15 protein-coding genes are annotated in these 13090 nt (G+C 68.9%); 5 read left to right on the top strand and 10 right to left on the bottom strand.

Translation table 11 applies throughout. The features are described 5' to 3' along the window. Positions 1 to 3: 3 nt before the first annotated feature. Positions 4 to 693, bottom strand: coding sequence for a cell division ATP-binding protein FtsE (ftsE, locus tag L0C25_RS16290; RefSeq protein WP_271632738.1), 690 nt, complete (start codon positions 691 to 693; stop codon positions 4 to 6). Positions 694 to 860: 167 nt separating this feature from the next. Between ftsE and L0C25_RS16285 the strand changes: the two genes are divergently transcribed. Together L0C25_RS16285 and L0C25_RS16280 are read left to right on the top strand one after the other, a co-directional pair. Then, positions 861 to 2351 (top strand): asparagine synthase-related protein, encoded by a 1491-nt coding sequence (locus L0C25_RS16285; protein ID WP_271632737.1) that lies wholly within the window; start codon positions 861 to 863, stop codon positions 2349 to 2351. Then, positions 2351 to 3619 (top strand): amidase, encoded by a 1269-nt coding sequence (locus L0C25_RS16280; protein ID WP_271632736.1) that lies wholly within the window; start codon positions 2351 to 2353, stop codon positions 3617 to 3619. The genes L0C25_RS16285 and L0C25_RS16280 overlap by 1 nt, the downstream gene beginning before the upstream one ends. Positions 3620 to 3743: 124 nt before the next feature. On the opposite strand, the gene prfB is transcribed toward L0C25_RS16280, so the two are convergent. Next, on the bottom strand, positions 3744 to 4865 hold the full coding sequence (prfB, locus tag L0C25_RS16275; RefSeq protein ID WP_271632735.1) for a peptide chain release factor 2: 1122 nt from the start codon (positions 4863 to 4865) through the stop codon (positions 3744 to 3746). Between the two features lie 18 nt (positions 4866 to 4883). Here prfB and L0C25_RS16270 point away from each other — a divergent pair, with 18 nt between their 5' ends. The 3 genes from L0C25_RS16270 to L0C25_RS16260 all read left to right on the top strand — a co-directional run bounded on the left by L0C25_RS16270 (position 4884) and on the right by L0C25_RS16260 (position 7837). After that, complete coding sequence (locus L0C25_RS16270; protein WP_271632734.1) at positions 4884 to 5066, top strand: hypothetical protein; 183 nt, start codon at positions 4884 to 4886, stop codon at positions 5064 to 5066. Positions 5067 to 5492: 426 nt separating this feature from the next. Next, positions 5493 to 6686 carry a cysteine peptidase family C39 domain-containing protein gene (locus tag L0C25_RS16265; RefSeq protein WP_271632733.1) on the top strand — a complete coding sequence of 398 codons (1194 nt, stop codon included), beginning with the start codon at positions 5493 to 5495 and terminating at the stop codon, positions 6684 to 6686. Next, positions 6686 to 7837: a hypothetical protein gene (locus tag L0C25_RS16260; RefSeq protein ID WP_271632732.1), complete on the top strand. Its 1152-nt coding sequence runs from the start codon at positions 6686 to 6688 to the stop codon at positions 7835 to 7837. The genes L0C25_RS16265 and L0C25_RS16260 overlap by 1 nt, the downstream gene beginning before the upstream one ends. 10 nt (positions 7838 to 7847) lie before the next feature. Here the strand turns inward: L0C25_RS16260 and L0C25_RS16255 are convergent, their stop codons facing one another. The 8 genes from L0C25_RS16255 to L0C25_RS16220 form a co-directional block, all read right to left on the bottom strand. Continuing rightward, on the bottom strand, positions 7848 to 8327 hold the full coding sequence (locus tag L0C25_RS16255) for a hypothetical protein (RefSeq protein ID WP_271632730.1): 480 nt from the start codon (positions 8325 to 8327) through the stop codon (positions 7848 to 7850). A 67-nt stretch (positions 8328 to 8394) separates the two neighbouring features. Then, the gene (locus L0C25_RS16250; RefSeq protein ID WP_271632729.1) at positions 8395 to 8823 is read right to left on the bottom strand and encodes a pilus assembly protein TadG-related protein; all 429 of its coding nucleotides are present in this window, start codon (positions 8821 to 8823) and stop codon (positions 8395 to 8397) included. Continuing rightward, positions 8820 to 9251 carry a hypothetical protein gene (locus L0C25_RS16245; protein WP_271632728.1) on the bottom strand — a complete coding sequence of 144 codons (432 nt, stop codon included), beginning with the start codon at positions 9249 to 9251 and terminating at the stop codon, positions 8820 to 8822. Before L0C25_RS16245 ends, L0C25_RS16250 begins: the two co-directional genes overlap by 4 nt. Then, complete coding sequence (locus tag L0C25_RS16240; RefSeq protein WP_408641708.1) at positions 9248 to 9580, bottom strand: TadE/TadG family type IV pilus assembly protein; 333 nt, start codon at positions 9578 to 9580, stop codon at positions 9248 to 9250. Before L0C25_RS16240 ends, L0C25_RS16245 begins: the two co-directional genes overlap by 4 nt. Before the next feature lie 50 nt (positions 9581 to 9630). After that, complete coding sequence (locus L0C25_RS16235) at positions 9631 to 9822, bottom strand: hypothetical protein (RefSeq protein WP_271632727.1); 192 nt, start codon at positions 9820 to 9822, stop codon at positions 9631 to 9633. A gap of 87 nt (positions 9823 to 9909) precedes the next feature. After that, positions 9910 to 10851 carry a type II secretion system F family protein gene (locus tag L0C25_RS16230; protein ID WP_271632726.1) on the bottom strand — a complete coding sequence of 314 codons (942 nt, stop codon included), beginning with the start codon at positions 10849 to 10851 and terminating at the stop codon, positions 9910 to 9912. Further along, on the bottom strand, positions 10848 to 11702 hold the full coding sequence (locus tag L0C25_RS16225) for a type II secretion system F family protein (protein ID WP_271632725.1): 855 nt from the start codon (positions 11700 to 11702) through the stop codon (positions 10848 to 10850). Before L0C25_RS16225 ends, L0C25_RS16230 begins: the two co-directional genes overlap by 4 nt. 1 nt (position 11703) lies before the next feature. Beyond that, on the bottom strand, positions 11704 to 12942 hold the full coding sequence (locus L0C25_RS16220; RefSeq protein ID WP_271632723.1) for a CpaF family protein: 1239 nt from the start codon (positions 12940 to 12942) through the stop codon (positions 11704 to 11706). Positions 12943 to 13090: the final 148 nt, after the last annotated feature.

The following is a 13090-nucleotide window of genomic DNA, read 5'->3' as shown; positions in this document are numbered from 1 at the left end:
GGATCAGTTCTGGGTGCCGTAGACGCCGCGCGCCTGGTCGCGGATCACCTTGCCGTCGTCGAGCTCGATGACGCGCTTGCGCATCTGGTCGACGATGCCCGCATCGTGGGTCGCCATCAGCACGGTCGTGCCGGTGCGGTTGATGCGGTCGAGTAGCTTCATGATGCCGACGGAGGTCGTCGGGTCGAGGTTTCCGGTCGGCTCGTCCGCGATCAGGATCATCGGGCGATTCACGAACGCACGAGCGACCGCCACGCGCTGCTGCTCGCCTCCGGAAAGCTCATCGGGCAGGCGCTCCGTCTTGTTCTCGAGCCCGACGAGCTCGAGCGTCTCGGGTACGAGTCGCCTGATCTCGCTCTTGGACTTGCCGATGACCTGGAGAGCGAAGGCGACGTTCTCGAACACCGTCTTGTTCGGAAGCAGCCGGAAGTCCTGGAACACGGTGCCGAGGTCGCGTCGAAGCCGAGGCACCTTCCAGCTCGCGAGCCGGTTGATCTCCTTGCCCGCGACGTACACGCGCCCGGAGGTCGGGCTGGCCTCGCGCAGGATGAGCCGTAGGAAGGTCGACTTGCCCGAGCCGGATGCCCCGACCAGGAACACGAACTCGCCCTTGTCGACCTCGACGTCGACTGCCTCGAGGGCAGCGCGTTGCTGGCCGGGGTAGGCCTTGGTGACGTTGTCGAAGCGGATCACGGATCTCTCGCGGCCAGGTGATAGGCGTCATGGGATGTCCCGCCGCGCGGCGGGGCTGGCCAGCAACCGAGTGTACGTCGGCACGCCAGACGAGCCCGGCCGACACGGCCGTCGTCGTGTCGGCTTCGTAGAATGAGGGCGAACCCCCTACGAATCGAGGAACTTTCGTGTGCGGCATTGTCGCGATCCACGACCCCGTCACCACCCATGCGGAGCTCGGCCACCAGATGCTCGACCGGGTCCGCCACCGGGGCCCCGACGGCTACGGCTCGCGTACCGTCGGTGACACCTGGCTCGGCCATACCCGGCTCGCGATCGTCGACCTTGCCGACGGCGACCAGCCGCTCGGCTCCGACGACGGGCACTGGGTGGTCGCGAACGGCGAGATCTACAACCACAGTGATCTCCGCGAGGACGCCGGGTACGCGTTCCGGACCCGTTCGGACAGTGAGGCAGCGCTCGCAGCGGCGAGGAGCGGCTCGGACGACGACCTGGCGGAGCTACGAGGCATGTTCGCCTTCGTCGTCGCGCATGCCGACGGCACGGTGCTCGCGGCGCGCGACCCGCTCGGCGTCAAGCCGTTGTACTGGGTACGCGACGGCTCCATGACGGCGTTCGCCTCCGAGCTGGGTGCGTTCGACCCGCAGACGCGCCCGCACGTCGAGGAGTTCCCGCCGGGCTTCCGCTGGTCGCCCGAGTCGGGCCTTGCCCGTTTCCGCGACCTGCGTACGGATGTCGCGCCGGTGGAGTCGCGCGATGACGCCATCGCCGCGATCCGCTCGTCGTTCGTCGACTCGGTGCGGTACCGGATGATGGGTGACGTACCGGTCGGCGTGTTCCTCTCCGGTGGGCTCGACTCCAGCCTCGTCGCCGCGGTCATGGCCCGCTACGCCGACCCGTCGCGCGGGCCGATCCACTCGTTCGCCGCGGGTACGAAGGACAGCACGGATCTCGCCGCGGCACGCCGCGTCGCCGACCACCTCGGCCTCGAGCACCACGAGCGCGTGTTCGGCCCCGACGAGGTCGTCGCGGTGCTCCCCGATGTCGTCGGCTGCATGGAGTCGTACGAGCCCTCTTTGGTACGCAGTGGAGTGCCCAACTACCTGCTCTCCGAGCTCGCGTCCACGACGGTCAAGGTCGTGCTCACCGGCGAAGGTGCCGACGAGCTCTTCGCCGGGTACGACCATCTGCGCGCGATCGACCACGAACAGCTCGCCGAGGAGCTGATCCGCAGCGTCGAGGGCCTGCACAACCTCAACCTGCAGCGCTGCGACCGGGTCACGATGGCGCATGGCCTCGAGGCGCGGGTGCCGTTCCTCGACCGCAGCCTGGTGTACCTCGCCCAGCGCATCCCGATCGAGTGGAAGCTGCCGCGCGAGCGCGGTCAGGAGAAGGCGCTGCTGCGCGAGGCGTTCGCCGGCTGGCTGCCCGACGACATCCTGTGGCGGCCGAAGGAGCAGTTCGGCGACGGCAGCGGCATGGCCGATGTGATGCAGCGCGAGGCGTACCGTGTCGCGGCCGACCGCGACTGGCAGGCGGTACGCGTCGCGGGGCTGCCCGCACCGCGTAGCCGCGAGGAGCTCGCGTACCAACGCATGTTCGCCGACCATCTCGAAGGCGTGCACCCGCGGGTGCTCGGGCGATTCGCGACGGCCTGATGGCAGCCGTGCCGGATGCCGTGCGGTCGTCGCTGTCCGGCATTGCGGCACGTGACTCGGAGCTGAACTCGTTCGTACACCTCGACGACGCGGCACCCGGCGCGCCGGCAGTTCCCGGCCCGCTGAGCGGCCGACCGGTCGCGGTGAAGGACAACATCGCCGTACGCGGTGCGCCGTGGGGGTGCGGTTCGGCGACTCGGCGCGCCGAGCGGCCGGCGCATCGTGATGCCGAGGTGGTACGCCGGTTGCGCGAAGCGGGCGCGGTGGTCATCGGCACGACGAACCTCGACGAGTTCGCGATGGGTGCGTCGACGGAGAGCTCGGCATGGGGTCCGACGCTCAACCCCTGGGACACCGAACGCAGTCCCGGCGGCTCGAGCGGGGGGTCGGCGGCCGCGGCGGCCGCGTACGACGTGCTGGCACTCGGCACCGACACCGGCGGCTCCATCCGCGAGCCGGCTGCACAGTGCGGGGTCGTCGGGGTGAAGCCGAGCCACGGCGGCGTTCCGCTCGATGGCGTCGTGCCGTTCGCTCCGAGCCTCGATACGGTCGGGCCGCTCGCGCGTACCGTCGCCGACGCGGCACTGCTGCACGACGTCCTCGCCGGGTCGACCCCCCAGCTCGCCGCCGCGGCCGAGGCCGGGCGGATCGCCCCGATGCTTGCCGACCTGACGATCGGCGTCGTCGAGCAGATGTCCGGCGATCGCAACTCCCCCGAGATCTGCGCCCAGTTCGTACGCGCCTGCGAGGCGCTGGTCGCGCACGGCGCACGGCTTCGGCACGTCCAGCTCGCCCGCACGGGCGAAGCGCTGCCGACGTACTACGCCATCTCGTCGGCAGAGGCGCTGATCGTGCTCGAGAGCCATGCCATGCTCGGGGAGCTCGGCGACGAGGCGGCGCAGCGGCTGGAGATCGCGCGGACGCTCGGCGGCTCCGACCAGCTACGCGAGGCGTTCTCGGTACGCGAGATGGTGGCGCGCGATGTCGGTCACTGCTTCGAGTCCTGCGATGTGCTGGTGAGCCCGACCATGCCTCTCGTCGCCCCACCACTGGGCAGGCGTGGTGTTGACGACCCGCTCGCCATCCCGCGTACGGACTGGTGGACGGTCGAGGCGAACCTCGCGGGTGTACCGGCGATGTCCATGCCGTGCGGGGTGGGATCGGACACCGGTCTACCGGTCGGACTACAGCTCATGGCGCCGCACGGACTCGACGCCCGGCTCTATCGGGTCGCGGCCGCCATCGAGCCCGACCTCGCCCAGATCTGACCGCTACTTTGCCCCGCGGATTACCATGGGCCCATGGTAATCCGCGCCGCTACCCAGCAAACTTGCTACCCAGCGGCGCGGTCTGCCACGTAGCGGTGACGGCCGTACGCGCCTGCCGCGTGCGTCAGGACGCCGCGGTGGCGGTCTCGTGGCTGCGCCGCCAGCGGATGCCCGCCTCTATGAAGTCGTCGATCTCGCCGTCGAAGACCGCGCTGGTGTTGCCGGTCTCGTACTCGGTACGAAGATCCTTGACCATCTGGTACGGATGCAGCACGTAGTTGCGCATCTGGTCGCCCCACGAGGCCGCGACGTCGCCGCGTAGCTCGTCCAGCGTGGCACGCTCCTCGGCCTTGCGTACGGCGAGCAGCTTGGCCTTCAGGATGACCATCGCGGTCGCCTTGTTCTGTAGCTGGCTCTTCTCGTTCTGGCAGCTCACCACGATGCCGGTCGGGATGTGCGTCAACCTCACGGCGGAGTCGGTGGTGTTGACGCTCTGCCCGCCGGGACCCGACGAGCGGTAGACGTCGACCTTGATCTCGTCCTCGGGTATGTCGATCTCGTCGGTCTGCTCGAGCACCGGAACGACCTCGATCGCCGCGAACGACGTCTGTCGCCGGCCCTGGTTGTCGAACGGCGAGATGCGTACCAGGCGGTGCGTGCCCGACTCGACCGACAGCGTGCCGTACGCGTACGGCGCCTTGACCGCGAACGTCGCCGACTTGATGCCGGCCTCCTCGGCGTACGACGTGTCGTACACCTCGGTCGGGTACTTGTGTCGCTCGGCCCAGCGGACGTACATGCGCATCAGCATCTCGGCGAAGTCGGCGGCATCGACGCCGCCGGCGCCGGAACGTACGGAGATGAGCGCCTCGCGGGAGTCGTACTCGCCGGACAGCAGGGTACGTACCTCGAGTGCTTCGATCGCCTTGTGGATGCGCCTGAGATCGGCCTCCGCCTCGGCCAACGTGTCGGCGTCGGACTCCTCCTGCGCGAGCTCCACGAGCACGCCGAGGTCGTCGAGTCGCTGACGCAGCCCGGTCGTACGCTCGAGCTCTGCCTGGAGCACGGACAGCCGGCCCGTCACTCGCTGCGCGTTGGCCTGGTCGTCCCAGAGATCCGGTGCACCGACCTGCTCCTGCAGATCGGCGATCTCGCCGCGCATGCCGTCGAGGTCGAGAACGTTCTCGATCGAGCGCAGGGTCGCGTCGAGCTGCTTGATCTGGGTGTCGAAATCGGTACCGGCCACCCTGCGACAGTACCCCGTGTGGCCGATCGTGGGACGCACTGCCCTGCGCCGGGGTCGGGCGATGCGCACTGCGGTCACGAGTCGTCGGGTACGTCCTCGTCGTATCCCTTCGGGTCGCTGCAGAAGACCGGACACCGAGGCCGGTGGCAGGTCGCGCTCGATCTGGGCGCGTACGTCATCCACCGTCATGGCACCCAGTGAGCCGGTGTCGCGGAACAGCCGGGTAGCGCCGTCGTACGGGTAGGACCACGCGACGGCGAGTACGCGCTCCCCGGCCGCAGCCGAGGCTCGCCGGCGTACCACGGCGACGGCCTGGTGACCCCGAGGTCGCCACGTCGATCAGGGCAACGGTCGCCACGACCATCAGGCCGACGAGCAGCCACAGCACGGGTCTGCGATGCCGGCGTTGCGCCGAGGACATCGTCTGCATGATCACGCTCCGTGCCTTCGACGTACGCCCTGCGACGTCGGTTCCCCCGCCCAGAACGAATTACACCGATGAAATTCTCGGCGTGTCACGGCGTGTCGACTGGTGTTCATGTGACTGATGGGACTCAAGTGGTTGACACGTCGCCGCCCCGGGGTGAGGCTTCGAGGAGAACCGCCCCCTGGAATGTAGGTACTGCGATGAATATGCGCTTCTCGGTGAGCGCGGCAGCCGTCGCCCTGCTCAGCGCAACCGTGCTGTCGGCGCCGGTATCGGCCGCCGACCAAGAAACCCCGTCCGATCCGTCCGACAACTGGCCACCCACCAACGCACGTACGAGCTCGCCCGGCAGCGTGCCGCCGACGACGATCACCCCCGCCATGCAACGCGAGATAGACCGCGTGGTCGCGGCCGGAAGCTCCGGCGCACGGCTCGCCCCGTCGGCGAGCGCACGAGCGCTCGCGTCCGCCAAGATCCGCTGCGCGACGTTCGAGTCGCAGCGCTACTGCCTCAACTACGGGTGGACTACCCGTACTGCAGCCGAGCTCCGGCGCGATCTCGTCTCGCGAGAGTCGACTGCGATGCGGACGGGAGGTCGCCAGACCGGCGACGCGGACCTGCTCGACTCCCTGCGCGCGGGCGCCCGGATGGCACCGCAGGCGCAGGCCGCGGCCGACCGTGCGGAGCTACGACGTGCCGCCGCTGCGACCAGCAAGGTGGTGGAGCTTCGGCACGAGCTCGAAGGCACGGCGTACCCGGCGGGCTACTTCGCCCGGCACCCCGAGGCACGCGCCGCAACGACCGAGCGCAAGCTGACGTACCCGAAGCGCTACTACGTGCTCAACTGGCATCACGTACGTGAACAGCGACGCTCGTACTGGTGCGGTCCCACCACCATGCAACTGATCGCTTGGGGTTGGCACGGCAAGGGCAGCGTCAGGCCGCAGTCGCTGTGGGCCCGACGGCTCGGCACCACCACGAGCGGCAGCGGGATCTGGAACATGGTCGCCGCCGTCAACAAGTACACCGGCTTCGACAAGAAGAAGTACGCCGGCAAGTACATCGTCTTGGACATCAGCGGCTACGGCTACAAGAAGTGGCTCAGCCTCAACAAGCGCCACTACGCCAAGTACCGTGCCCCGATCGTGATGCACCCCGTGCTCGACGCGAGGTACTTCGACTACCTCCACGGCTACTCCGGCGGTGGACACTTCCAGGTCGGACGCGGCTACAACAACCGCGGCAAGAACCCAGCGACGATCGGTCTGTTCGAACCGTGGAACCCGCGGCGCTTCAACTCCAGCGCACCGTACGTGGCACGGCTGCAGTACCACCGCGCGTACATGAGCTACCTCGCGAACAAGGCCCATCCCCAGCAGAACATCGGGGTCTGATGCCGCGGGCGAGATCGACCATCGCGATCGCCGCGCTCTGCCTGGTCGCGGCCTGTTCGTCAGGAGGCGACGACGAAGCCGCCGACGACGAGACCCCGACCGGCAGCGGCGCGAGTCCAAGCACCGGTACGAGTACCGACGACGGGCCCGAATCGGGAGGCTCGGGGACGGGTACCGACGAGGCACCCGACGCGGCCGAGGCCGAGACCGCCGGGCTCGACTGGAGCGTACGAAAGCTGCGGGCCGACGGCGCCGCGGCGGCAACACGCGGGTGGACCGGTGTCGCCGACACGCTCGGCAAGCGCGTCACGATCACCGGACCGGGCAAGACCCTTCGGTTCAGGGCCGGTAAGGGACGCGTGCAGGCGCTCGAGATGCAGTGGCCGTGGGCGGTCGTGTACGCGGGCCCGAGCCTGACCGCGCGTGGCGCCAAGTCCGGCAAGCTCGCCGTGTACGACCTGCGCACCGGTGAGCGGCGGATGGTCGGGCAGGTGGGCTCGGCCCCACCGCCAGCCGCCGCGGGGTCGATCTCCATGTACGACGGTGCGCTCGCGTACCCCACCGGACCGAACGACCACTACTGCCTCGCCCGGCTCGACCTCGGCTCGCTCGATGGCGAACAGCTGACCTGTGCCAAGCCGCTCAAGGAGGGCTTCACCCAGCTGAGGCTCACGCCCGACGCGCTCGGATACACCAGCTTCGACAACCGGTCGAAGCCCTGCATGACCCTCAAGGCGGTCAAGAACGGCACCGCCCAGGTCGTCGGTGCGGCCAAGCGGTGTGTCGGCTGGGAGATCGTCCCGGGCGGTGAATCCCAACTCTGGTTGCAGATTCGCAACCGACACCGAGTCGAGATCGGCACCGCGTACGCGCGCGGGCCCGACGGCGAGGTCGCCAAGCTCGGGGCCGCGATGTCCGGCTCGTCGACCTGGTGCGGCGGGGCGACGTACTACCTACGCCCGGCGAGCAAGGACGGCACGGCGGACGACCTGATGCGTTGGTCGCCGGAGTCCGGCCTCGAACGCGTGTGGAAGCCGCGCGGCCGGAAGGTGTCGTTCGTGTTCGCTCCGCACTGCGGCGGATCGACGATCACGTTGCCCGGTCTCGACCGCAACCAGAACGCGATCCTGATGTCGGCGCCCGCGACGTAGCGAACCGCGCTCAGTCGCGAGACTTGCGTTCCAGGCGTCCCTCGACGAAGCAGAACATGAAGCGGTCACCGGCGACGAACCCGGCATCCTTCTCGTTGTAGTAAAGGCATGTCGTACCCGCAGCGCCGTCGCCCGTCGACTCCTCCTCGGGTTCGCCGAACTCGTCGCGAACGGTCTCCTCGCGGGCGCCGATCTTCACCGACTGGAACTGCTCGGTCGTGATCGCGGTCTCGTTACGCTTGCTCTCGACGTCCTTCACGGCGTCGTCGATCACCGTGAAGAACACCAGGATCAACACGATGATCACGACGATGACGACAGCGGCGACGCCGCCGAGTACGAACAGGACGTTGCGCAGGGTACGCGGCGACCGGTCTGCGGACGGCGCGGCCGGCGTCTCGCCGTCGCGACGTGGCCCGAACCCGGGTATCGCGGCTCGACGCCCGTCGTCCTCCGGGTGGGTGCGCTCGTCGGCGTCCGAGTCCGACATGCGCGCGCCTTTCGTCTGAACAGCTTGGAGATCTGGCTCGCCGCGCGACCGCGGCGTTGCTCGTTGGTCAGGATACTCGTACGAGTACGGACGCCTCACCGGCCACCGTCACCCCGTCACCCCACCCCGCGACACGCAGCGGAAGATCGAGCGGTGCGCTGACCCGAACGCGGATCTGGTCACCGTCCTGCTCGACCCGCCAGCGCAGCCCGGGGTAGTCGGCGATCGCTCCGCAGTCGGCGAGGTACGCAGAGACGTACTCGCCGGCGACGACCGCATCGATCGGCGCTTCCTCACCGAGCCCCGACGCGTAGACCTGCTCGCCTTGCACCGCGTCTGCGGCCGCCAGTGCCGCACCGTCTGCGATGTTGTTCATCGCGGTGCGTCGCAGGTACGCAGACGAGACGTCGACGACGACCGCCATCAGGATGCTGGCGAGCGCGAAGAACCCGATGATCATCACGCCGACCTGGCCGCGATCGGTCCGCCGCCTCACGAGCGGTCCTCGCGAAACGTGCCGTACGGCTCGGTGTGCCGGGCATCTACCGTTATCGCCGGCGCCGCGCCGCCGAAGACATCGGGTGCGAGTGGGAGCTGCTGTCTCACAGTCACCACTACCGTCACTGCGCTACCCGGTGTCAGGCAGCTCTGTGCGCTCGGAGCGCACTCAACATCGACGCTCGCCTCCACGATGCCCTGGTCGGCCAAGGCCGTACGCGCCGCGCGCTCGGCTCGGTCGTACGCCGCCGCAGTGTCGGGCGCCAGCACGAAGGCTCGCCCGGCCGCTCGACTGGCCGTACTCGCACCGTACGCGGCGCGTTGGACATCGGACGCCGTGAGCACGAGGTAGACGAGGGGCACCAGCAGCAGCAACCCGAGCCAGACGAACTCGATCAGCGCGCTGCCGCGATCGTCGCGGGTCACGACGGACGCTCCTGGACGGCGTGGCCCTCGACCGCAAGCTGCACGCCCGGCCCGAACAGCCCGAGAGCGGGTACCGACGCCTCGATCCGCACCTCGACACCGGGGTATCCGTCGACGCTGGTCGGTGCCGCGTCGATCGACGTCGCGTACTCGGCGCCGACGGTGTCATCGATGAGGTCGTGCGCGCGCTGCTCGGCGGTCGACGACGTGCCGTCGACGGTCGCCGCCTGACGTGCCGCCTCCGATGCCGCCGACGTGAGGGTGTTGCGTACGTGCAGTACGAGGCCGACCTGGAGGATCCCGAGGACGAGGGGTACCAGCACCACCATCACCATGCAGAAGTCGGCGACCGCAGAGCCCCTGTCTCGCGACGGCGACGTCAGGCGGAGCCGGAGACGCGGTCGAGCGCCGACTGCAGCATGCCCTGCAGACCGGGTCTCGCGACGGCGAGGATCGCGGCCACGAGCGCGGCCGTCATCAACGTGATCATCACCCACCCCGGTACGTCTCCTCGCTCGTCGCGAGGATGTGCCGTGCTGACTCGGATCCATTGCCGATAGACGAAATGCATGGCGGAACCATGCCAGTACTTTGTGACGTACGCCACTCGAAGCCCGCCGACTGTGGATAAGAGGTTCGGTGTGCACGGTACGACTGTTCACGGCGACGTCAGCTGCAGAACGACGAGACCGGGGAAGAACGCGAAGAGCACCGTGACCGGCAGGATCAGGAAGACCACCGGCGCCATCATCGCGACCTCGCGACGCGCACCGTCTTCGATCATTGCGTGCCTGCTCGCCTCGCGTACGTCGGCGGCCTGGGCGTGCAAGACGTCGACGAGCGGTGTGCCTCGATCGATCGCAACGGCAAGGGCCTCTGCGAACCGGGCGACGCTGGGAACACCCGTCCGAGCGCTCAGATCGTCAAGCGCACGGGAGATCCGGGTCCCGGTGTGGATCTCGGCGAGGACTCGACGCAGCTCGTCGGACAGCTCCCCCTGGCTCACCGCGACACATCGTTCCAGCGCAGCGACCGGCCCCTCCCCCGCAGCCACCGACAGGGCGAGCAGGTCGGTGACCGTCGGGAACTCCTCGACCATGCGTCGTTCGCGATGCCGGACCGAACGGCCCAGAGCCTGGTCTCTGGCGACGACACCTGCCGCGAATGCGATGGCACACAGCAACAGCAACGCCAGCGGAGACACGGCGGTGCGCACCGACCACAGCACCCCGATGCCCGCGGTGGCCGCGAACGCGCCGAGTCCCCAGAGCGCCTGCTGGACACGGAACTGCTCGAGCGTGAGCGCCGACCCGACGCGGTCGAGCTGACGCCGGATCGTCGCACCGCCGCCGAGTACGCGCTCGACGCCGCCTGCGATGCGTCGGACGGATGGGCCGAAGATCGCCCACCCGACGGCCGTGGGTCGACTGGACGGCGCCGGCTCCGTCGCCATCCGCGGGGCCTCGGGAAGGTCACGCAAGTACGGGTCGACGCGATCGGCCAGAGCCGGGCGTCGACGCGACAACGCGTACGCGACCACGACCCAGACGCCGGCCGCGGTCGAGAGGCCGAGCAGTGCGCCGAGCACGGTGGCGCTCATGCGAGGGTGCGTCGTTCGTCCGGCAGCCGCCCGAGCCTGATCATCAGCCGGTACGCGACAACGCAGGTACTCGCTCCGACTCCGAGCACGACGAGACCCGCCCCGGTGGAGAAGCGCGAGACGACGTCTTGCTGGAACGACATCAGCAGCAGGATGCACCAGGGCGCCGCCACGGCCAGCCGCGCACCATTCACCGTCCAGGACTGTCGAGACTCGAGCTCGCCCCGGGTGCGCAGGTCGTCACGCAGGAAGGAGGACAGCGTGCGAAGCATTGCGCCGAGATCGCCTCCCCCGACGTCTCTCGCGATGCGAAGGCCTTCGACGACGCGGTCTCCGACGGGGTCGGCGAGCCGCTCCTTGAGCAGATCGAGGGACGCGTTGAACCGCCCGCTGGCTTGGTAGTCCAGGGCGAACTTCTCGAACGGGTCGCGTAATGGCACGGGCCCGCGTTCGCCGAGCTCGACAAGCGCTTCGGGCAGCGAGAGCCCTGCGCGCACGGCTGACCCGAGGTTGTCGACCACCTCTGGCCATACCTCGCGGCGCTCTCGGCGGCGTCGGGCCTGTCGCGCGCGCAGCACGGCGATCGGCAGGTACGCGGCCATCGCCGCGAACACGACGGCGACGGCCCAGGTCTGCGACACGAGCAGGATCACGAAGCCGACCACAACCGAGCAGGCGGTGCACAACAGCATCACGCCGACGGGAGTCACTCCTTCGACGCCGGCACCGCGAAGCAGCCTGGCGAGGCCCGGGGTGCGCGGGCGTCGCTGGTGCTCTGGCTCGGGATCGGAGATCGCCGTCCAGACCAGCAGCAGCCCGAGACCGAACAGCAGGCCGATCACCACCCCCACGTCAGATCTCCGCGGTCGCGAGGAGGTGATCGAGATCGATGCCCGCGTGCGCGTACCGCTCCGGCCTGGGCGGAACACCCGACATGCGGCGCAGCTGGCCGTCGTTGGTCGTGAACACTGCCTCGGACTCGATCAGGTCGTTCTCGACCCGGCCGGTGACGGCAACGATCTCGTCAACACGGCGCTGACCGTGCGCATCGATCGCCACATGGACGACGAGGTCGACCGACGATGCGACGGTGGGTACGACGAACCGCGCCCCGATGTTCTCGGCGGCGAGCAGCGGCAGCGTGCACATCTTGACGAGCGCCTGGCGGGCGGAGTTCGCGTGCAGGCTTGCCATGCCGGGAAGACCGGCGTTCAACGCGAGCAATAGGTCGAGGCATTCCGCCGAGCGCACCTCGCCGACGAGGATCCGCGACGGGCGCATCCGAAGTGCCTCCTTCACCAACGTACGAAGGGGAATCTCGCCCGTGCCCTCCAACCCGGACTGCCGGGTCTGCATGGCAACGGTGTCGGGATGCCCGAACCGCAGCTCGAACACCTCCTCGCACGTGATGACGCGCTGCGACCCCGGAATCGACGCCGACAGACAGTTGAGCAGCGTCGTCTTCCCCGACTGGGTGCCGCCGGACACGATGACGTTCAGACCCGCACGTACGCTCGCGTCGAGGAACGCCGCCACCGGCACGGTCAACGAGCCCAAGGCGACGAGGTCGTCGAGCGAGTACGCCCGCGCGATGAACTTCCTTATGTTGACGGCGTCGTAGCCACGCGCGATCCCGTCGCGTACGACGTGCAGCCGATGGCCGCCGGGCAGCATGGCATCGACGAACGGCTGGCTCACGTCGAGGCGCCGCCCGCTCGACTTGAGCATTCGCTCGACCAGGTCGCGCACGTCGTCTGCGGTCAGGATCGTCGTCGTCAGCTCCGACCGACCATGACGCGCGATGAACACACGCGACGGCTCGTTGATCCAGACCTCCTCGACGCTCGGGTCGTCGAGATACCTCTGGAGCACACCGAACCCGGACACCCGCGACACCATCTCGCCGACGAGCGCCGTGACGTTCTCGATCGGCGCGACACTGCCGGTGAGGCTGCGCCGGTCGTACTCCTCGGCCACCTGCTCGGCGATCCGTCGTACGGTGTGCGTCTCGCGGACGGGGTCGATGCCACGCTCGCGTACCCGATCGCGCACCTGCTCGGCAAGGGCCACGGTGTCTGTTGCCGGCGACACGTTCATCTCCTCGATGAGTTCGTGACACGGGATAGTGCCGCAACTCGGCCGATCTGGCTAGACCTCCTCAACACCTGTGGACAAGTAGCACGACACAACCCGGGGCGACCGGGCCGATGGCAGTGAGGCGACAGCGATCCGACAGGCA

Source organism: Solicola gregarius, assembly GCF_025790165.1.
In the GTDB taxonomy this organism is placed as follows: domain Bacteria; phylum Actinomycetota; class Actinomycetes; order Propionibacteriales; family Nocardioidaceae; genus Solicola; species Solicola gregarius.
Note: the sequence above shows the minus strand (reverse complement) of the source record. Positions and strands in the feature narration are given on the sequence as shown.

Coding starts and splice junctions, on each gene's coding strand:
- L0C25_RS16280 (WP_271632736.1), top strand. CDS start 2,351: ATGGCAGCCGTGCCGGATGCCGTGCGGTCGTCGCTGTCCGGCATTGCG.
- L0C25_RS16265 (WP_271632733.1), top strand. CDS start 5,493: ATGAATATGCGCTTCTCGGTGAGCGCGGCAGCCGTCGCCCTGCTCAGC.
- L0C25_RS16260 (WP_271632732.1), top strand. CDS start 6,686: ATGCCGCGGGCGAGATCGACCATCGCGATCGCCGCGCTCTGCCTGGTC.
- L0C25_RS16255 (WP_271632730.1), bottom strand. CDS start 8,327: ATGTCGGACTCGGACGCCGACGAGCGCACCCACCCGGAGGACGACGGG.
- L0C25_RS16240 (WP_408641708.1), bottom strand. CDS start 9,580: ATGGTGGTGCTGGTACCCCTCGTCCTCGGGATCCTCCAGGTCGGCCTC.
- L0C25_RS16235 (WP_271632727.1), bottom strand. CDS start 9,822: ATGCATTTCGTCTATCGGCAATGGATCCGAGTCAGCACGGCACATCCT.
- L0C25_RS16230 (WP_271632726.1), bottom strand. CDS start 10,851: ATGAGCGCCACCGTGCTCGGCGCACTGCTCGGCCTCTCGACCGCGGCC.